Origin of the sequence: Rhizobium azibense, from assembly GCF_004342325.1 — a bacterium.
Classification (GTDB): Bacteria; Pseudomonadota; Alphaproteobacteria; order Rhizobiales; family Rhizobiaceae; genus Rhizobium; species Rhizobium etli_B.
Genome location: NZ_SMBJ01000023.1, coordinates 1 through 19,357 on the forward strand (window position 1 = coordinate 1; position 19,357 = coordinate 19,357).

The following is a 19,357-nucleotide window of genomic DNA, read 5'->3' on the forward strand; positions in this document are numbered from 1 at the left end:
ACACCTCGCATTCTCATGGACGCGCTTGCAGCAGGTGGCGAACAAGCAAAGCGCGCATTCGACGCGATGATGACGATGAGGAAAATCGATGTGGCCGTGATCGATGCGGCACGAAAAGGAGATGACGCGCGATGACCACCGAGAAGATCAAAGGACCATCCGATCCTATCGACGACGGTCAAGAGCTCGTGCGAAAGCACCATCCGGTCGAAGAATGCGTCGTACCTTTCCCAAAGCATCAGGCAGGGCGGCTAACGGTTCACGGCCCCAGTCGTCGCAGCTTGGATCGTCGGGCGGACACTCCTGATCCATGCCTCATGTTAGGACCTTGACCAGACCCATACGACCGAAGACACAGTTCCGGCCGTTCTTCTTTGCCTGGTAGAGCCGGTCATCTGCAGTAGACAGAACGGTCATGAAGCTCACGCCATCTTCGTCGGCGGTCGCAACGCCGATGCTGACGGTGACGGGTCTTGCATCTGGTGTCCTGACGCTTGTCGCGATCGTCCATCGGAGCCGTTCTGCCACCAACAAGCCCTCCTCGTGCTCCGTGCCCGGACAGATTGCAACGAATTCTTCGCCACCAAAGCGGAACACTCTGTCTGCAGAACGCAGGATCATCACCAGCCGGGCGGCGATCGACTTCAGCACCTCATCACCCTGAAGATGGCCGAAGTTGTCGTTGACGTCCTTGAAGTGGTCGGCATCGATGATGATGACGGTTGTTAACTGCCCTTGCCGCAGGGCTTCCCGCATCATGACCGGTGCTTCGAGCTCCATACGCGAGCGGTCGTAGACGCCCGTCAGAATGTCCCTGCCCGTCCGCTCCAGAAGATCGTTGTAACGCTCACGGAATGTCAGGTCGCCGAACAGATCGCTGAGAGAGCGTGCTGCCGCCGGAACGCCGTTCCTATGAATGTAGAGCCGGTAGAAGGCGAAGAGCGCAGTATAGATGCAGACCGCGAACATCTTTGCCCTCCAGCCGTCCCAGAAGGCTGCAAGCGGTACGTCGAGAAAATAGTGCAAGGCGCCGAAAAAACCGATCTGGTCGAAGGTCAGAAGTGCGAAGCCGCACAGCATGAAACGAAGAATCACCTTGCGCTTCATCCAAAGACCAAGGCGTTCGTAAAGCAGAATGATACCGAGCGAATCCAGATAAAGAAGTGCCGTACCCCAGACCATCAGCCAGCCCATCTCCTTCAGGAAGCTGAAATCGGCGGCATTGCCAGGTGAAACCTCGACAGTTTCATGCAGCTGTAGAACCCACGCGATCGCGACAGTCAGAAGATTGCCCAGAAACAGACCATAGATCGGCTGCCGGACCGTTGAAGCATCCTCCTCCAGGTAAAGCATCAGGATCATCATCAGCTTTCCGGCGAAGAAGACCGATGATCCGGGCGAGGCAACACCGAAAGGCAACGACACGTAGAATAGGGCCGCGAGATAGGTTTCCATGAAATGCATGACGCCAAGCGCAGTCATGAAGACGCCAAGGCCCAGCCGATGGCGGAAATGCAGCAGGCTCACCATCAGCGCGAAGTAGCCGATGGCTTCCGTTACAATGAGACCGAGATTGACAAATGCCATCGCGCCTTCCGCTCTCCTACCGCCCCTTCATAGCGCGATACGGTTAAGAAACGGTCGCGTGACGTCAGCGTAACCTGCGGCCTCCCTGTATGGCTGCCGCCGCAAAAGCCACCCGGCGTAGACGATTTGAAGAGCGGCTAGACTTGCCGCTCCTTAGCACCGTCGCCGAAAAGCGAGGGACCGTGCTGATCGATGATCTGGTGCGCTTTGCGCACTGTGCATTCGATCGCATCGTCCGAAGACGAGAACATGTCGGCGCGGATAAAATTGCGCACCAAGACCTCGCCGCCGACCGTCTTTTCAATACGGCCTGCCAGGCGGAACTGTCCGCCTTCCTTGCGCGGCTCAGCGTAGATTGTACAATCGGCGTAAAGCTGCGGCTCGCCCTTCGGGCCCGCGCTCGCCTCGGAGGATTTGCCGCCACCGGAAAACATCGAGAAAATGCTGGAAAAGATCGAAGCCATGTTCCGCCTTTAACACGGGCAGCTCGCGCCCGCAAAGTCAAATGATGAGGTTGGCGAGGATGTCGTTTTCAGTGATGTCCTCGAAGCCCATGCCGGCCTTTTCGAAATTCGAAATCAGCGTGGCGAAGTTCTCCGGCGCCTTGGTTTCGATGCCGATCAGGACGGAGCCGAAGTTGCGTGCAGTCTTCTTCAGGTATTCGAAGCGGGCGATGTCGTCGTCAGGCCCTAAAAGATTGAGGAAATCGCGAAGGGCGCCCGGGCGCTGCGGCAGCCGCAGGATGAAGTATTTCTTCAGCCCGGCGTAACGCATCGCGCGCTCCTTGACGTCGGGCAGCCGCTCGAAGTCGAAATTGCCACCGGAGACGACGGCCACGATCGTCTTGCCGCGGATGGCGTGCGGGTCCATCGCCGCGATCGCTGTCAAAGACAAAGCCCCTGCGGGCTCCAACACGACGCCCTCGACATTAAGCATTTCCGAGATCGTCACACAGATGGCGTTCTCCGGCATCAGCATGACCTGCCCGGCTGCAAAGCTTTTGAGTGCTGCGAAATTCAGGTCGCCGATTCGGGCAACGGCCGCGCCATCGACAAAATTGTCGACCTTGGAAAGCGTCACCACTTCGCCGGCCTCGATGCTCCGTTTCAAACTAGGCGCGCCTGCCGGCTCGGTGAAGACAAAGGCGGAATTCGGGAGCGAGCCCTTGAGATAGCCCGTAATGCCCGCAGCAAGCCCGCCGCCGCCGACCGGCAGGACCAGCATGTCCGGCACCCTGCCCTCCGGCAGCTGCTGCATGATTTCGGCTGCAACCGTTGCCTGCCCCTCGATGATGTCCTCATGGTCGAAGGGCGGCACCATGACGCCTCCGGCCACCTCCGCATGGACGCGCGCGGCGTGATAACACTGGTCAAAGAAATCACCGTAAAGCTTAATGGTGATGAACTCGGCGCCGAACATGCGCGTCTTGTCGATCTTCTGCTGCGGCGTCGTCACTGGCATGAAGACGACGCCCTGAACGCCGAAATGGCGGCAGACAAAGGCAAAGCCCTGCGCATGGTTGCCCGCCGATGCGCAGATGAAAAGTCGCTCGCCGCTCCCTTCGGCAATCGCCTTGCGGAAGAAATTGAAGGCGCCGCGGATCTTGTAGGAACGGACGGGCGACAGATCCTCCCGCTTCAGCCAGATTTCAGCATCGTAGCGCGCCGAAAGATGGTCGTTGAGCTGCAGCGGCGTTGCCGGAAAGAGGCTGCGCAGCGCCTCTTCCGCGCGATCTATATCCTGTCTTTTGACGGTCATCGGTCCATTCCTGTCTCAAGCTTCGCTATGGCACAGGTCGGCTGGCAATAGAAGTCCGTTTAACCGCCGTGCGGTTCGCTCCGCCGAAAGCCTTACATCGTCTTTGGCTGATTGCTGCGGCTCCCCCCGTGCGTTTGCTGTGCAATGCTGCTAACGTGACGGCATGATTACATCCCGTTTGACGCGACCGCTCGCCTGGCTGCTGCTTGCCGCCATCATTTTCGTCACCATCTCGCCGATCGGCCTCAGGCCGCATACGATGACCAGCGTCAACGCCGACCGCGGGCTTGCCTATGCCGTCACCGGCTTCCTTTTTGCGCTCGGCTATCCGAAGCAGTGGAAGCTCGTCGCGCTGCTGCTGATCTTTGGTGCACTCGCAATCGAGTTCCTGCAATACCTGTCGCCGACACGTCATGCACGCCTGCACGATGCGGTCATCAAGGCAGCCGGCGCGATGCTTGGCATTCTTACCGGCCGCGCTGCCTACCGGCGCGGGCAGATGAAGCAGAGGATAGAGGCGGTTCCCCTTTCCAAGCCGCAAACCGGTGCCGCCGCCGGCGCTCTTGACTGAATCGCTCCGGTCGTTAATTGAGGATCGCGCGCGGGCGTGGCGAAACTGGTAGACGCAAGGGACTTAAAATCCCTCGGCCTTAGGCCTTACGGGTTCGATCCCCGTCGCCCGCACCAGCACGCAGCCGCCACGCGAATTTTTTCCAACGCAAGGCCACTCATCATCTCATGCGGGGGAAGTGCCAGTAGTCGGAGCCCGTTCGGCGGGAGATGAGTTTCAGCGTTCCGTCTGGCTGAACCACGTATCTTTCATAGACACGGTATCCGAACTTGTCCGGAAACTCGTGCTTGACGGTGTAGCCCGCTCGCGCGGGAACGCGGACGGTTCTGCCATAGGTGAGGCTGCCGCGGATGGGATCCGGCGGAGCCGTGTTGCATCCGGCAAGGGGAAGAACGACCAGCAGGAAAGCGAAAATAGCGCGCATCAAAATCTCCGGCCCTAGTGGCACATAACACGAATTGCAGGCCGCACAGCACGGGCGGGAAGAATATGGGCCTGCTGGACTCGCCCCACCATCTTTATCAATCCCAATAAATATGATTTTATGCCGGCGTCTGAAAGCCGGCAGGGCTTAAAGGCGCCTTTGCGGATGCAGGAATTACAGTGCCACGATGCGTGTAAGCTTGTCTTGTGGGAGTAAGACGATGGTTTACGATTGGAGTGGAGAAAGAGCGCGGCGTCTCAAGTTTTACAAGACAGCCGCCGCTTGTTTGTTGGGGAGCATGCTCGCCGGGACCATGTTGCTGATCATAGCCATGCAATTTCACGGGTAGCGACCGGCTTTGGCGCCACTACTGCTTCGGTTAAAATCATCAGAAATTGCACGATGCCAGTCTGGCCAGGCAACGGCGCAGCGATGAGCCCGCTGGGCCTCTATCTCTGAAGCGATTTTGTCGTCGTCACCGGCCGCGATCAACCGGCGCTCGCTCGAGGTTGCGGCACAAGACATTGGAAATGCCGCCGACGCTGTCCGCAGCGATGTCTTCAGGATCGCAGACTTCGAAACGCTGCGGGGGACCATACACGCGAGATCCAGAGCATTCGCGGCCTCACCCTCGAAAACTGGATTGTGAGATAGCCGGGTGCATCATGGGCGCCAGTAGCAATTTCCGAAACGCTCGCATCCATTTCCCCGGCGAGCGTTGGAAAGCCCACAGCGCATGCACTGTGAGTGCTGAGGGTGATATGTCGCCATCTTTCAATTTCATCGTTTTTCGGAAGTGTTGATCGGATCGTCATATCGTCTCCGCTCGATCCTCAGGCCAGACCGACATGAAACAGGCGAAGGGCCAGCTTGAAGGCTGCGCACGCGTTTGTATGGAGAGCAAGCGACTGAGGTCTAGGAGATCGAGCTCCGCTCGGCCGGCTACGAACTGATTGTACAGGACCAGGGGTCCGGAGCATCGCGGGGTTCCCGATCTCTCCTTCTGCCGCAACCGGGTGCCGCCATTTGCAAGCCTCGAAAACGGCGCTACCTATAGCAAAGCCCCATCATCGGATATCTCTCATGAGCACTGAAACCTTCATCACCGCCGCCATGCTCGCCATCGGCGATGAGCTTCTGTCGGGCCGGACCAAGGACAAGAACATTGGCCATCTGGCGGATATGCTTCAGCTTTCCGGTATCGATCTCAAGGAGGTGCGGATCGTCGCCGATGACGAGGATGCGATCGTCGAGGCTCTGAACGCCCTTCGCTGCAAATATGACTACGTCTTCACCTCGGGCGGTATCGGCCCGACGCATGACGATATAACCGCGGACGCAGTCTCGAAGGCTTTCGGCGTTCCCTGCGATTATGATGCAGCCGCCATGACACTGCTCGGTGACATGTACAAGCGGCGCGAGATGGACTTCACCGAAGCGCGCAAACGAATGGCGCGTATGCCGCGCGGAGCGGCGCACATCGCCAACCCGGTGTCGACTGCGCCCGGATTCGTCATCGGCAACGTCTACGTTATGGCGGGCGTGCCGCAGGTGTTCCAGGCCATGGTCGACAATGTTCTGCCGTCGCTTCGCACCGGGCAGCGGATGCTGTCGCTGGCTATCGCCTGTCCCTATGCCGAAGGTGACATCGGCACTCTGCTTGCCGCCATCCAGAAGACGCACCCGGACACCAGCATCGGCTCCTATCCGCGCTATGTCGGCCAGAAATTCTCGACGGAGATCGTCGTGCGCGGCCGATCGCAGGCGGCTGTCGATGCGGCGGGAGCCGAGGTTCACGCCATGATCGAGAACATTCGCAGGACCAGGGAGATTGACGAAAACCGGTCGGCCGAAGCTTAGAGCAGCAGCACACAGCCCTCGAGCAACCAAGGAACCGGGTCCACCGACAACGCATTTCCTGCTTACCAAGCCATTTCAGTCGCCGAGGAGAATAGATATGCCTTACAAGACGATACTCGCCATTCTCGATACGGCCGACAACAGCCGTGCGGTTTCCGATTTTGCCTTTGCGCTTGCCGCCGAAAACGATGCCCATGTCATCGGTCTCCACGCCGAAAATATCTCGGCCGTGCCGCTGGTCGCTCCGATGGAAATTCCCGATCCAGTCGCTGTTCAGGCGCTGCAGGACATGGCGCATTCCGAGACTGTGGAAGTGGAGCGCATCTTCCGCCTGAAAGCCGAAGCGTCCGGCGCATCGTTCGAATGGCGCAGCTTCGCCACCTCGGCGGGTTACGGCTCATCGCCGCTGATCGAGAGCGCCCGCAGCGTGGACCTGTTGATCGCCTCGCAAGCGGATCCTTCCAAACCATCTGACAGCCAGGTCGATATCGACAGCTTTCTTTTCGAAAGCGGCCGTCCGGTCCTGATGATCCCCTATATCTTGCGGCAACCGAAAGCGATCAAACGTGTGATGATCGCCTGGAACGGCTCAAAGGAAGCCGCACGCGCAACATTCGATGCCATGCCGATCCTGAAGGCTGCCGACGAAGTCGAGGTCTTTTCCGTCGATCCTGTGGACTCGGCGATGCAGACGGCTGGCCTGGCAGGAGCGGAGATCGCTGCCACGCTTTCCCGCCACGGCGTGAAGGCGACGCTTGCCGTCGCGGAAGGCCCCCATAAGAGCGCCTCGAACGTCATCGAAAACCGCCTCTCCGACAACAGCATCGATCTCCTGGTGATGGGTGCATACACCCATTCGCGCCTCTGGCAGATGATCTTCGGCGGCACGACGAAGTCGCTCTTGCAGTCGATGACGGCGCTCACCCTCCTCTCGCGCTGACGAAGCACCGCAGGACTTGCGTTTTATCCGCAAATCCCGCTAATTGCGGCAACCGGTGACGGGCTCCGGCACTTCCTTTCGCACGGGTTGGCCCTGCGCGAATAGCGTTTGACGGATTGCGCTTGGTCGCCGACGGATTTTTTCGTTTCATGCCGCGGAGCAGCCCGATGTCCTTTCCCGAAAAAGCCTTTCCCGTTTCCTGGGATCAGTTCCATCGCGACGCCCGCGCGCTTGCCTGGCGCATCGCCGGCCTCAATAAGGAATTCAAGGGCATTGTCTGCATCACCCGCGGCGGCCTGGTTCCTGCGGCAATCATCTGCCGTGAACTCGACATCCGCCTGATCGAAACGGTCTGTGTCGCTTCTTATCATGATTATGTGAACCAGGGGGATATGGTCGTGCTGAAGGGCATTGCCCCCGAGCTCAAGGAAAATGGCGGGGAAGGCATCCTCGTCATCGACGACCTCACCGATACCGGCAAGACGGCTGTACAAGTGCGCGCCATGCTGCCCAAGGCCCATTTTGCCTGCGTCTACGCAAAACCGCTCGGCGTGCCGACAGTCGACACCTTCGTCACAGAGGTCAGCCAGGACACCTGGATCTACTTTCCTTGGGACATGGGGTTCACCTATCAGGAGCCTATCGCCAAAGGTCCGCGCTGATAACGTCGGGCTATTCAGCCACGAGTAAACTCCAGGCGGAATTGTCATTTTAGTAAGACTGCAGATATATTATGCGAGCCGGCCTGCACGCGCATCGGAGCGCGCCATGCCAAAGGGGCCGGTTCACGGATCGCGCGGGGGCGAAACGCGCGGAGCAAGGAAGAGGGGAATGGCATACCGGGGTTGGGTTAGGGCGGTCGTCGCTTCAGGGCTGGCGATCCCCTCGTTGTTGCCCGTCCCGGCCTCTGCAGAACCAGCTTACGTCGTCGTCGTCCGTGGATATGTGGATACTGTCGTCCGGCCGATGATCAGCACACCGATGGTTCTCGCGGCGATCAGAGAGCAGAACGCCAAATTCAATGACGTCAGCAGCACAGATATCCAGGTCCTTGATTCGACCTATCGGTCCGAAGTGGAAACCGGCGACCTGCAAATGGTGTCCGCTATTTTATCCACGCCCGTTTCGCGCTACCTGAAGGAAAAACAGGATGCGTCGCAGGGCGTTATCGTCGAGTTCTTCATTACCGACAGGAATGGGCTCAATGTCGGCGAGAGCAGAGTGACGATGGATTTCTGGCAGGCCGACGAAAACAAGTTTCTCCAGACCTTCGCGCGCGATTCGGACGAGACTTTCGTCGATCGCGCCGAGCGCGACGAGATCACGCAAATTCTGGAGGCGCAGGCCAGTTTCACCATTCGCGACGAGGCTGGAGCGGCGATCGGCATCGCCACCGTGACCGTCGCGCTTGATGCGATGTGAGGCTGCCCGAATCGCGATGCCGATCCGGGTTGAAAATGCCATCCTTAGATTTGGAATCGGCCAACTTTTTCTTTTCGTCCCCGCTTTTCAGGTATCCGAAGCCCGCAAAGCCCTGAAATTCAGGGCCTCCAGGCTTTTCCCCGGTCTTCACAGGGCCGTCCACAATATGTTGTGGTGAACGCTTCGTTAAAAACCACCCCTTGACGGAATCGCCCATTTCTCACTTAATGGTTTGCGATGTTGCGGCGGCAGCTGGACCGGGTTTAACGAGGCCGGTTCTCTTCAAAATTCGAGCGTGGAATCAGGGCGTTGCATCCATGATGGATGGGAGCCGTGAGGGGATTTCTGCGCGATTTTGACCTCCAAAAAAGTGACATCCGGGGCTGGCGATAATAAGCTGTTAATACTATATTTAGTGTTTGCAGCCACCATCACCACAAGATACAGGAAAGACATCTCCGGATGACACTCCTGTGACGGTACGGAAACGAGAACTGGCTGCGCATCTTCCGGCGCTGCCGGATGAGGAAACTTGCGCCCTGGTCAACGGGGATGGGGCGCGCAAACAGAGGTGCAAGGACATGCGGATAGAACGCCGTTTCACAAAGGCAGGCCAGAGCGCTTACGCGGACATCGATTTTCGCAAGGCGACGAGCGAGATCAAGAACCCAGACGGTTCGATCGTCTTCCGCCTTGAGAACATCGACGTTCCCGCGCAGTTCTCCCAAGTCGCGGCCGATATCCTTGCCCAGAAATATTTCCGCAAGGCCGGCGTTCCGGCAAAGCTGAAGAAGGTCGAGGAAAACGACGTTCCCTCTTTCCTGTGGCGTTCGGTTGCCGATGAGGCAGCCCTCAAGGAACTGCCGAAGGAGCAGCAGTACGGTTCCGAAATCGATGCCCGCCAGGTGTTCGACCGCCTGGCCGGCACCTGGACCTACTGGGGCTGGAAGGGCGGGTACTTCTCGTCTGAGGAAGATGCCTCTGCCTTCCGAGACGAACTCGCCTACATGCTCGCCACCCAACGCGTCGCCCCGAATTCCCCGCAGTGGTTCAACACCGGCATGCACTGGGCCTATGGCATTGACGGTCCCGGCCAGGGCCACTTCTATGTCGACCCCTTCACAGGTAAGCTGACGAAGTCCAAATCGGCCTACGAGCATCCCCAGCCGCATGCCTGCTTCATCCAGTCTGTCGAGGACGACCTCGTCAACGAAGGCGGCATCATGGATCTCTGGGTTCGCGAGGCCCGCCTGTTCAAATACGGCTCCGGCACCGGCTCCAACTTCTCATATCTTCGCGGCGAAGGCGAAAAGCTTTCCGGCGGTGGCCGCTCCTCCGGCCTGATGAGCTTCCTGAAGATCGGCGACCGTGCGGCGGGCGCCATCAAGTCGGGCGGCACGACACGCCGTGCGGCCAAGATGGTCGTCGTCGACATCGATCACCCGGACATCGAGGAATACATCAACTGGAAGGTCAAGGAAGAGCAGAAGGTTGCGGCACTCGTCACCGGCTCGAAGATCGTCGCAAAGCACCTGAAGGCGATCATGAAGGCCTGCTTCAATTGCGAAGGCGGCGCCGATGCAGATTGCTTCGACCCGACCAAGAACCCTGCCCTCAAGCGCGAAATCCGCGCCGCCAAAAAGGACCAGGTTCCGGAAAACTATGTGAGCCGCGTCATCCAGTTCGCCCGCCAGGGCTACAAGGATATGGAGTTCAAGACCTACGACACGGACTGGGATAGTGAAGCCTACCTCACCGTTTCCGGCCAAAACTCCAACAATTCGGTCTCGATTCGCGACGACTTCCTGCGCGCCGTCGAAGCCGATGGCGATTGGAACCTGACGGCCCGCAAGGACGGCAAGGTCATGAAGACGCTGAAGGCCCGCGACCTCTGGGAGACGATCTCCTACGCCGCCTGGGCATCGGCCGATCCGGGCCTGCACTTCAACACGACGATGAACGACTGGCACACCAGCCCGGCCGCCGGCCCGATCCGCGCCTCCAACCCGTGCTCGGAATACATGTTCCTCGACGACACGGCCTGCAACCTTGCCTCGCTGAACCTCATGCAGTTCAAGGATGCCGCGACAAAGCGCATCAACATCGCCGACTACGAGCATGCCGTGCGTCTGTGGAGCGTCGTGCTCGAGATCTCCGTGATGATGGCGCAGTTCCCCTCGCGTCGAATTGCCGAACTCTCCTACGAATACCGCACGATCGGTCTCGGCTATGCCAATATCGGCGGCCTGCTGATGTCGTCCGGAATTCCATATGACAGCGACGAAGCCCGCGCCATCGCAGGCTCCCTGACGGCGATCATGACCGGCATTTCCTATGCCACCTCGGCGGAAATGGCCGCCGAACTCGGCCCGTTCCCGATGTTTGCGCCGAACCGCGAGAACATGCTGCGCGTCATCCGCAACCATCGCCGTGCCGCCTATGGCGAGAGGTCGGGCTATGAAGGCCTGTCGATCAACCCGGTCGCCCTCATCCACGCCGAAAATCCGGACCAGGATCTCGCCGCGCACGCCAAGAGCGCCTGGGACAAGGCACTGGAACTCGGCGAAAAGCACGGCTACCGCAACGCCCAGGCAACCGTGATTGCGCCGACCGGAACGATCGGTCTCGTTATGGATTGCGACACGACCGGCATCGAGCCCGACTTCGCGCTCGTCAAGTTCAAGAAGCTTGCCGGCGGGGGCTACTTCAAGATCATCAACCGTGGCGTACCGGAAGCGCTGCGCACGCTCGGCTACTCCGAAAGCCAGATTGCCGAGATCGAAGCCTATGCTGTGGGTCACGGCAATCTGAACCAGGCGCCCGCCATCAACCCCTCGACGCTGAGGGCCAGGGGCTTCACCGACGAGAAGGTCGAGGCCGTCAACGCCGCGCTGAACTCGGCCTTCGACATCAAATTCGTCTTCAACCAGTGGACGCTTGGGCTCGACTTCCTAAAGGGCACGCTGAAGGTATCGGACGAACAGCTTGCCGACATGAGCTTCAACCTGCTCGACCACCTGGGGTTCTCGAAGAAGGACATCGAGGCGGCAAACATCCATGTTTGCGGCGCCATGACGCTGGAAGGTGCTCCGTTCCTCAAGAACGAGCACCTCGCCGTCTTCGATTGCGCCAATCCCTGCGGCAAGATCGGCAAGCGTTATCTCTCGGTCGAAAGCCACATCCGCATGATGGCGGCTGCCCAGCCCTTCATCTCGGGTGCAATCTCCAAGACGATCAACATGCCGAACGATGCAACCGTCGACGATTGCAAAAGCGCCTACATGCTTTCCTGGAAGCTCGGCCTCAAGGCCAACGCGCTTTACCGCGACGGCTCAAAGCTCTCGCAGCCACTGAACGCTTCTCTGATCGAGGACGAAGGCGACGAGGACGCGTTGGAGGAACTGATGGCCCAGCCAACAGCCGCTCAGGCCGTTACCGTCACCGAGAAGATCATCGAGCGGGTGATCGAGAAGGTCGTGCGCAGCCAGGAAAAGCTGCCGGGCCGCCGCAAGGGCTACACTCAAAAGGCAAAGATCGGTGGTCACACGATCTTCCTGCGCACCGGCGAATATGACGACGGCCGTCTCGGCGAGATCTTTCTCGACATGAACAAGGAAGGTTCGGCCCTTCGTGCCTTCATCAACAACTTCGCGATCTCGGTCTCGCTCGGCCTGCAATATGGCGTGCCGCTCGAGGAATATGTCGATGCCTTCACCTTCACGAAGTTCGAGCCGGCTGGCATCGTCACCGGCAACGACGCGATCAAGAATGCGACGTCGATTCTCGACTACGTATTCCGCGAACTCGCCATCTCCTATCTCGGCCGCCACGATCTGGCGCATGTCGATACGTCCGACTTCAACAACACGGCCCTCGGCCGCGGCGTGTCGGAAGGCAAGGCGGACGTCGTCTCCAAGGGCCTGACTCGCGGCTATAAGCCAACGCTGGTTTCCGGAACCGGGACCGAGCGCCCGGCATCGGAGATCAAGGGGGCTGCAACAGCCGCCCCCGCCCGCGCCTCCTCGGGCGCGACGATCACAGCGATTGCCGGCAACACCGTGCGCAAGCTCGAAACCGTCGCCGCCTCCTCCGAAGTCGTCGCTTTCAAGCGCGATTACGAGGAACGCGCCAAGGAACTAGCGGAGGAAATCGCCGAAGAGATCGTTGAGGAATCCAGCACGCTCTTCACCGACGCTGCCGCTGCCGACGCAGCCTCTGCCAAGACCGAAGCCAAGAAGGTCGAAGCCGAACGCCGCGCCCGCTCCATCATGCAGGGCTACACGGGCAACATGTGCACCGAGTGCCAGAACTTCACGATGGTGCGGAATGGAACCTGCGAGAAGTGCGATACGTGTGGAAGTACAAGTGGGTGCTCTTGAGTACCTGTTGGACTGTCCCGTGTGTCTTTGAGAAACCAAACCTAGTACTGGCCAAATAAGCTCAGTATTGGCCATTTTGGGACCTGAAACTGGCCAACGCCACATTTACCATCGCCGGGCACTGAAAAGTGCCCGGAAAATGCTTCTCAGAACAAATTATGAAACAAACGCGAACGTTGAAATCAAATCGCCAGTTCACGCGTTAGTGTTCCCCGGCTTGCCGGTCCTCGCCATCTGACTCTGCCAACTCGATGGAGCGGTTCGCTGCCCGCAACCAGTGAACCGCCCCAGTCCTCGCCCCATGGAAAGGCAAGTCATTGCGCGCTTTCCGGCACCAACGGGCCTGGCTCGCGCGGCACCCGGAGCAGGCATTCCCGCAAGACTCGGTCGGCTTCATCGATCCTACCGGCGGCACGGAGCGCCCGGCCATAAACATAGATATAGTGCTCCGAAGCTATCGGATGCAGCCGGCGCGCCCGCTCGGCGTTGCCTGCCGTCTCGTCCGACTGGATCCGCGACGCGAATGACGGCTCGTACGCATTGGCGGAGGGAGATATTACGTCGCTTTCATACGGACCGAAAAAGCGGGCGGCGGCCGCCGGCGGATTCGGTAGACGCTGGCGGGCGGAAGATTTGCCATTGTGCCGCCGATCCGCGCCGCTTTTAGCCCAAGGCGATCTAGCACGGTGCGTGGCACAGGGCATCGCGGACCATAAGTGAACTGACAGAACGCACCGCCCGGCCGCAGGTGGCTGAACGCTCCATCCAGTATGGCGATGACCTTTCGCGGTGGCATGCGGCAATCCACTAACTACCGCGCCAGCGCCTTCTTGGCCAGATAGCGCGACATCTCGGATCCGAGTCGCATCTATCCGGAGCGTATGAGCTCGGGGAAAGCGGAGTTGGAGAAGTTCGGCGAAATCGGATCCGGACTCGACGAGCATGAGTTGGTCCTCGGGAATGCCGCGGGCGATGAGCGCGCGGGTGTACACTCCGGTGCCGGCACCCAGCTCGAGCACTGGCCCTGTAGCGATTGAGATTTCTCTCGTCATGGCATTCGCCAAGGCCACGCCCGTGGGTATGATTGTCGCGACGCGAAGCGGATCTGATAGCCAGGCATGGAAGAACCTGATGAGGTCGCTAAGCGTATCGTGCTCCGGAATTTGTGCCTCACTGGTCATTAATTCGGGTCCCCTCGGAAACTGCCGGCCGCCAGTGAGTCCAAATCACGACGAAAACACCCTCTGAAAATACCAGAAGCAATAACACGATCAGCGCCAGAACAGAGGCATTGGCGACGTCGAGCACGGTGGAGGTCGCGACTCCCAATCCGATGAAGATGCTGTTCCAGAGTGCGACGCCGCACGCGGAAGCCGTCACGAAGCGGGCTGCCTTAACGCGCAGGAGTCCTGCGAGCCACGGCGCAAGCAGCCTGACAGTCGGGACGAGCTGCGCTGCGATCGCAAACCTTGCTTGGTTGTCGCATAAACTCGCCGTCCAGCGCTCGATGCGTCCAGCCGATAGTCCGAAGAGACGACCGCCCCTGTAGAGAAGCGCCCGTGATCGCGCCTCTCCAAGGGCCTTCGCTAGCCAATAACATATGATACAGCCCAGAAGGCTGCCGGTGATCGAGGCGAGAAGAGCGGCCGGGAGTGACCACGCGCCCTCTGCCGCGGCGATGCCGACAGCGACGAGAAGCCCGTAGGAAGGTAGCACGGGCACGAAACGCTCAGCGAGGGCTATGCCGAACAGCCCCGCTGCCCCGCAGGCGGCGATCGAGGCCATGACTTCGCCAATCGGGTCGATGTCCACAATGTTCCTCGCCGTTAATTCGCTGAGGTCTGGGTGAACGGCAGTGCGATAGGCAGCTCGATCCTCGTCACGGCCGATGCGAAAAGCGTTCCGATGAAGAGCTCGCCATTCCACAGGACGGCGTTGGCCGGCGCAGCCGCTTCCTCGGTCCCCCCGTGGAACTCTTGCAGAACCTCACCCGTGTGATCGTCGATAACGCAGATGAAGCCGTCTGGAGCATTGCGGGTGAAGAAGGAATTGGGCAGCCGCGCCACGACGTGCCGCATCAACCAGCTTGGCAGGACGCTTTCGTCGAGCACCAGGCTTCGATGATAGGCGGCAAGCAGCATTCTGCCGTCGCCGATTCCAGTCAGACCGTCAGCCGAGCCCTTCAAATTATCGACCAGCGTTTCACGCTCTCCTGTGCGAGGGGCGTCGAGCCAAATGCGCGACAATCGGTAACGGTTGGTCTCTGCTACGACGATCGATCGTCTGTCCCGACTTATGGCGATGCCGTTGGGGAAATAGAGGCGAGTTGCGAGCACAGAGGCCACCCTGCTTCGCGTGTCAAAGCGGATCACTCTGCCGAATGGACGACCCTCCAGAAGGTCCGGCACCCCATAGGTTCCCTGAACGCCGATAGTAGAGACGTTGTAGCGGCTGCTCGAGTCCGAAAGATAGATGATCCCGTCGACATCCATGGCGAGATCGTTGGCAAACAGGATCGGCGTGCCGGCCACTTCGGTCAGCAGGCTGCTCACTTCGCCATCGGGCGAAACCGCCCGCAGCCCCATGCCGTGATTGGCCACATAGAGGATGTCATTCGCGCCGATCACCAATCCAAGCGGGCGTCCTCCGACGGACGCGAACCGTTCGAAACGCGGCGTCCCGGCGGTGAGATCGGCGCGCCAGATAATCCCATCGACGGTGCCGGTGAAGACGCGGCCACGACTGTCGACGGCGACATCTTCCGGGCCCGACAAGATCTCCTGCGCAACGGGGCGTGCTCCGCTCAAATCCTCGTTGCGCGCGCCTTGCGAGTATGGACCGGGGATCCATGTCGCGGGCCGAAAATCCGACGACTGGACCATCAGGGCGAAGGCGGTAACGAAGATTGCAGCGAGTGCCGCTACAGCCTTGGAACTTCGTTGAATGACGATCTGCAATTTCATGAGCCAACGATCCGGTTTCCACAGTTTGTGCTTAAAAAGTTATGTCGATTAGCCACAATCGATAATAAGGCTTCAAATGCACAGGTTAATCACGCATGCTTCACAATCACCGCGTTCAAGGACGAAGAGAGTTCCGAGAAAGTGACGTCATGCTCAAGCGAACGGACACCGACGCAGTGGCGGCCTTCATCAAGGTGGCCGAGCGCATGAGCTTTCGCGCCGCCGCCGCCGACCTCGGCGTCTCGCCCTCGGCCGTGAGCCAGATGGTCAAGGCGCTCGAAACCAACCTGGGCACGGCGCTGCTCTCCAGGACCACCCGCAGCGTCGGGCTTACCGAAGCGGGCATGATCTTCTTAGAGCAGGCGCGGCCGGCGCTTGAAAATCTGGAAGCCTGCTTCACGACACTGAGGATTTACAGCGGCCGCCCGTCAGGAACCCTGCGCCTCAACGCCTCCCGAGGGGTCATTCCGTTCCTCCTCGATCCGTTACGCGAGTTCTGTGAAGCCTACCCAGGGATTGAAGTTGAGCTCTTCGCCGAAGACGGTCTGTCGGACATTGCCGCGAACGGGTTCGATGCGGGAATCCGGCTGGGCGAACGGATTCAGCCCGACATGGTTGCCGTTCGGCTTTCGCCGTCCTTCCGGTTCATTGTGGCGGGCTCACCGTCCTACTTCGCGCAAAATCCGAAACCCGAACACCCGAACGATCTTGGCGATCATCGCTGCATCCGGTTCCGCCTCGGCACTTCCGGAAAGATCATCAACTGGACCTTTCGGGACGGCAAGCGGACCTATGAAGTGGCAGTAAAGGGGCCGATGATCCTTAACGATACGCCGGCGATGGTCGCGGCCGCGCTTAAGGGACTTGGCTTGATTTACGTGGCGGAGCCGGTCATTGAAGAGCATCTGTCGTCGGGACGTCTAGTCAGCGTGGTCGATGATTGCGCAATCGAGTCGCCCGGCCTCTTTCTCTATTATCCAAAGCGGAACTCGCTGTTGCCGAAGTTGCGGGTTTTCGTAGAGTTCGCACGGGCACGGGGCCGGCAGCGGGAAAGCTTTGTATCGAGGGCGACCTAGGCCGCGCCGGCTCTTCGATCAATGGTCGTGGCACCCGCCTTTTCACTCACCTGCAGCACCGTGCGCCTCAGCCACAGATGACCGGGGTCGCTGTCATTCCGCCGATGCCAGAGCATTGTCTCTTCGTAGCCCGAATACTCAAAGGGCACGGGGAAAGATCGCACCCCGGGCCAGTCGGCAAGACCGATCAGATTCGCTGACAAGGTGCAGATCATGTCGGTGCTCGCGACAATCGGCGGCACGGCCAATGCGTAGGGCAGGCTCATCATAACGGTCCGCTTCAGGTTGCGATCATCCAGCATACGATCGACATAGCCCTTGAGATCGCCGACGTGGGTGACCACAATGTGCGGATACTTCAGGTAGAGATCCAGGGTTAGCTCATCGCGAATTTCCGGGTGAGAGGCCGACACGACCGAAACCCAGTCGACGTGGAAGAGGTTCAACCGCTTTATGCTGGTCGGCGCATCCGGCAAGATGGTAATTGCGAGATCGACCGAGCCCTTCTCGAGCTGATCGACCACTTCCTGGCGATGAAGACTTCGCACGATGATGGAGGTTCTTGGCGCATTCCTTCGCAACGTTGCCATCAGTTCGGGTACCAGACTGGCCGCAACATGATCCGTCGTCGCAATTCTGAAAACACGTTGCGACCGGGCCGGCGAAAACTGCCCAAGGCCGCCCAGCGCGTCCTCAATCTGACGCAGTGCCGCCCGGATCGGATCAGCAAGGTCTAATGCCTTTTCCGTCGGTCGCATGCCGTCGGCACTGCGGACAAACAGATCGTCGGCAAACAGATGTCGCAGATGCGCCAGCCGCTTGCTCATGGCGGGCTGGCTGAGGCCGATACGCGCCGCCGCGGCACTCACGCTCCCCTCGCCGAGCAATGCGTCGAAGGCGACGAGTAAGTTGAGATCTACTGCGGCAAGGTTCATCGCGGGACATCCGATGAGCGGGAGAACTATATTACTATGGGAAATATCCGAATGTTCAATATCGATTGGACGACTGGAGCCGGCGATGGGAGGAATGGTCGCCACTCGACTGGAGGTAGATTTAATGCGAACCCATTTGCGCATCGCCGCGCTGGCGATGGTACTGATCCCGAGTCTCGCACTTGCCGAGACTTTTCCCCCTAAAGCCGAGAGGGTCCTTGTCCTCTCGGACACCGATATGGTGCCAACCGTGTACGAGACCGGTGAACTGGGTCCTCTCGATGCCGAGCACGGGGATACGCTGTCCATCATCACCTCGCCATCGAGCGACGCGCCGTTGGTATCGCCGATAAAGATATCGAACTCAAATTACGGCCCGCCTGGGGCGCTCGATCTTTCGCCTGATGGCCTTTACGCCTTCGTCGCGGAGACCTTCCGCCAACGGCCAGAGGGCGCAACGCGCCTCGATGAACTGCCGCAGGGCGACACGATCCGTTCAGTACGCCTTGATGGCGCTCGCCCACCGGTCGTGGACAGCGTACGCATTGGTACCCAACCACAGGCCATTGCGGTCAGCCCATCCGGTGATCTGATCGTTGCGATAACTGTCGATCCCGACCGCGAGCTGGCGTTCGTTCCGCTCACAGACGGCCGCTTCGGCCCAGTTACCAACTTCGGCCTTGACCTCGAACCGGCTACCGGATCCATCCCCTTGAAGTCGACCTGGGTGCAGTGGCATCCTAGCGGTCGGTACATAGCGGTCAACCTAGTTGATCGCAATCAAGTCGCCTTCTACGAAGTCGTGCGCGGTCAAGACGCGACCGTCTCGGACATCCTTCCCTGGGGCAACCGCGTACACACTAACAAGTTTCCTTTCGTCGGTCGCTTTTCACCCGATGGCCGCTATTACGTGACGTCGGACGTTCAATGGGGCGTCGACACCGACGGCTTTTACGGTGTGCGGGAGGGGATCTTGACGACCGTCAGGCTCGCCAATGTCGGCGCGCGCGGCGATGCAGCGCGGCATACGGTGCCCCACATCACTCTCGGGGGCTGGGGAGCCGAGACGGTTGCCTTCAGCCCTGACGGCCGTTTCCTGGTAACGTCCAACCTGCGCGGAACCGGAAAACCGGAAGGCTCGCGCGACTGGACTGAGCAGGCTTCGCTCAGTCTTTACGAGTTGGACCGCGAAACCGGACGGCTGACACTTCATGGCGAATGGCCGATCTCAGGGGTTCTGCCCCAAGGTCTCGCCTTCGATCGAGGCGGACGCCATGTCTTTGTCGGCGTCAATCGGTACAGAAATGAGAACACATCACCCGGCGGAGCTGTCGAAGTCTGGCGCATTTCGACAGAAGGTCGCCCATCCCTTGTTGCGACCCAGGACCGTTTCAGACTCCCACCCGGTGTTCATACCATCGTTGGACGGTGACACCAGCAAC

At 59.6% G+C, this 19,357-nt stretch carries 15 protein-coding genes, 1 tRNA gene and 2 pseudogenes; 10 read left to right on the plus strand and 8 right to left on the minus strand.

What is annotated here, in order from left to right; translation table 11 throughout:
• Nucleotides 1-135, plus strand: a pseudogene (locus tag EV130_RS33740) (VOC family protein); the annotation flags it as partial.
• 180 nt (nt 136-315) lie between these two features.
• Here EV130_RS33740 and EV130_RS31190 read toward each other — a convergent pair.
• The 3 genes from EV130_RS31190 to ilvA form a co-directional block, all read right to left on the minus strand.
• Entirely contained in the window at nt 316-1,587 is a 1,272-nt protein-coding gene (locus EV130_RS31190) for a GGDEF domain-containing protein (RefSeq protein ID WP_132662552.1), read from the minus strand.
• Between the two features lie 137 nt (nt 1,588-1,724).
• Nucleotides 1,725-2,051, minus strand: a complete 327-nt coding sequence (locus EV130_RS31195; protein ID WP_132554374.1) for an HlyU family transcriptional regulator — start codon at nt 2,049-2,051, stop codon at nt 1,725-1,727.
• A gap of 37 nt (nt 2,052-2,088) precedes the next feature.
• Nucleotides 2,089-3,345: a threonine ammonia-lyase gene (gene ilvA / locus EV130_RS31200; protein WP_132662553.1), complete on the minus strand. Its 1,257-nt coding sequence runs from the start codon at nt 3,343-3,345 to the stop codon at nt 2,089-2,091.
• A 163-nt stretch (nt 3,346-3,508) separates the two neighbouring features.
• Between ilvA and EV130_RS31205 the strand changes: the two genes are divergently transcribed.
• Nucleotides 3,509-3,916 carry a VanZ family protein gene (locus tag EV130_RS31205; RefSeq protein ID WP_074061036.1) on the plus strand — a complete coding sequence of 136 codons (408 nt, stop codon included), beginning with the start codon at nt 3,509-3,511 and terminating at the stop codon, nt 3,914-3,916.
• A gap of 30 nt (nt 3,917-3,946) precedes the next feature.
• Nucleotides 3,947-4,032: transfer RNA gene (locus tag EV130_RS31210), tRNA-Leu, on the plus strand.
• A gap of 44 nt (nt 4,033-4,076) precedes the next feature.
• On the opposite strand, the gene EV130_RS31215 is transcribed toward EV130_RS31210, so the two are convergent.
• Nucleotides 4,077-4,340 carry a hypothetical protein gene (locus tag EV130_RS31215; protein WP_165918599.1) on the minus strand — a complete coding sequence of 88 codons (264 nt, stop codon included), beginning with the start codon at nt 4,338-4,340 and terminating at the stop codon, nt 4,077-4,079.
• Nucleotides 4,341-5,423: 1,083 nt separating this feature from the next.
• Between EV130_RS31215 and EV130_RS31220 the strand changes: the two genes are divergently transcribed.
• From EV130_RS31220 to EV130_RS31240, 5 genes are all read left to right on the plus strand, one after another.
• Complete coding sequence (locus EV130_RS31220) at nt 5,424-6,200, plus strand: competence/damage-inducible protein A (protein WP_132662554.1); 777 nt, start codon at nt 5,424-5,426, stop codon at nt 6,198-6,200.
• Between the two features lie 97 nt (nt 6,201-6,297).
• Nucleotides 6,298-7,140, plus strand: a complete 843-nt coding sequence (locus EV130_RS31225) for a universal stress protein (protein WP_132554366.1) — start codon at nt 6,298-6,300, stop codon at nt 7,138-7,140.
• Nucleotides 7,141-7,307: 167 nt separating this feature from the next.
• Complete coding sequence (gene gpt / locus EV130_RS31230) at nt 7,308-7,802, plus strand: xanthine phosphoribosyltransferase (RefSeq protein ID WP_132554364.1); 495 nt, start codon at nt 7,308-7,310, stop codon at nt 7,800-7,802.
• Between the two features lie 169 nt (nt 7,803-7,971).
• A complete protein-coding gene (locus EV130_RS31235) occupies nt 7,972-8,562 on the plus strand; it encodes a hypothetical protein (protein WP_074061030.1) in 591 nt (196 codons plus the stop codon).
• Between the two features lie 581 nt (nt 8,563-9,143).
• On the plus strand, nt 9,144-12,941 hold the full coding sequence (locus EV130_RS31240) for a vitamin B12-dependent ribonucleotide reductase (RefSeq protein WP_132662555.1): 3,798 nt from the start codon (nt 9,144-9,146) through the stop codon (nt 12,939-12,941).
• Between the two features lie 556 nt (nt 12,942-13,497).
• Here the strand turns inward: EV130_RS31240 and EV130_RS33745 are convergent.
• From EV130_RS33745 to EV130_RS31255, 3 genes and pseudogenes are all read right to left on the minus strand, one after another.
• Nucleotides 13,498-14,122 (minus strand): annotated as a pseudogene (locus EV130_RS33745) (class I SAM-dependent methyltransferase).
• Complete coding sequence (locus EV130_RS31250) at nt 14,112-14,753, minus strand: DedA family protein (RefSeq protein WP_132554362.1); 642 nt, start codon at nt 14,751-14,753, stop codon at nt 14,112-14,114. Before EV130_RS31250 ends, EV130_RS33745 begins: the two are co-directional and overlap by 11 nt.
• Nucleotides 14,754-14,767: 14 nt before the next feature.
• Entirely contained in the window at nt 14,768-15,904 is a 1,137-nt protein-coding gene (locus EV130_RS31255) for an SMP-30/gluconolactonase/LRE family protein (protein WP_132662556.1), read from the minus strand.
• A 176-nt stretch (nt 15,905-16,080) separates the two neighbouring features.
• On the opposite strand from EV130_RS31255, the gene EV130_RS31260 reads away from it, so the two are divergent.
• Nucleotides 16,081-16,980, plus strand: a complete 900-nt coding sequence (locus tag EV130_RS31260) for a LysR family transcriptional regulator (protein ID WP_245520154.1) — start codon at nt 16,081-16,083, stop codon at nt 16,978-16,980.
• Here the strand turns inward: EV130_RS31260 and EV130_RS31265 are convergent.
• Entirely contained in the window at nt 16,977-18,059 is a 1,083-nt protein-coding gene (locus tag EV130_RS31265) for a LysR family transcriptional regulator (RefSeq protein ID WP_165918600.1), read from the minus strand. The genes EV130_RS31260 and EV130_RS31265 overlap by 4 nt on opposite strands.
• Here EV130_RS31265 and EV130_RS31270 point away from each other — a divergent pair.
• Nucleotides 18,040-19,347 (plus strand): beta-propeller fold lactonase family protein, encoded by a 1,308-nt coding sequence (locus EV130_RS31270; protein WP_165918601.1) that lies wholly within the window; start codon nt 18,040-18,042, stop codon nt 19,345-19,347. The two genes, EV130_RS31265 and EV130_RS31270, sit on opposite strands and share 20 nt — an antisense overlap.
• The last annotated feature ends 10 nt before the right edge of the window (nt 19,348-19,357 follow it).

Coding starts and splice junctions, on each gene's coding strand:
- EV130_RS31270 (WP_165918601.1), top strand. CDS start 18,040: ATGCGAACCCATTTGCGCATCGCCGCGCTGGCGATGGTACTGATCCCG.
- EV130_RS31195 (WP_132554374.1), bottom strand. CDS start 2,051: ATGGCTTCGATCTTTTCCAGCATTTTCTCGATGTTTTCCGGTGGCGGC.
- ilvA (WP_132662553.1), bottom strand. CDS start 3,345: ATGACCGTCAAAAGACAGGATATAGATCGCGCGGAAGAGGCGCTGCGC.
- gpt (WP_132554364.1), top strand. CDS start 7,308: ATGTCCTTTCCCGAAAAAGCCTTTCCCGTTTCCTGGGATCAGTTCCAT.
- EV130_RS31220 (WP_132662554.1), top strand. CDS start 5,424: ATGAGCACTGAAACCTTCATCACCGCCGCCATGCTCGCCATCGGCGAT.
- EV130_RS31205 (WP_074061036.1), top strand. CDS start 3,509: ATGATTACATCCCGTTTGACGCGACCGCTCGCCTGGCTGCTGCTTGCC.
- EV130_RS31225 (WP_132554366.1), top strand. CDS start 6,298: ATGCCTTACAAGACGATACTCGCCATTCTCGATACGGCCGACAACAGC.
- EV130_RS31240 (WP_132662555.1), top strand. CDS start 9,144: ATGCGGATAGAACGCCGTTTCACAAAGGCAGGCCAGAGCGCTTACGCG.
- EV130_RS31235 (WP_074061030.1), top strand. CDS start 7,972: ATGGCATACCGGGGTTGGGTTAGGGCGGTCGTCGCTTCAGGGCTGGCG.
- EV130_RS31255 (WP_132662556.1), bottom strand. CDS start 15,904: ATGAAATTGCAGATCGTCATTCAACGAAGTTCCAAGGCTGTAGCGGCA.
- EV130_RS31215 (WP_165918599.1), bottom strand. CDS start 4,340: ATGCGCGCTATTTTCGCTTTCCTGCTGGTCGTTCTTCCCCTTGCCGGA.
- EV130_RS31265 (WP_165918600.1), bottom strand. CDS start 18,059: ATGCGCAAATGGGTTCGCATTAAATCTACCTCCAGTCGAGTGGCGACC.
- EV130_RS31190 (WP_132662552.1), bottom strand. CDS start 1,587: ATGGCATTTGTCAATCTCGGTCTCATTGTAACGGAAGCCATCGGCTAC.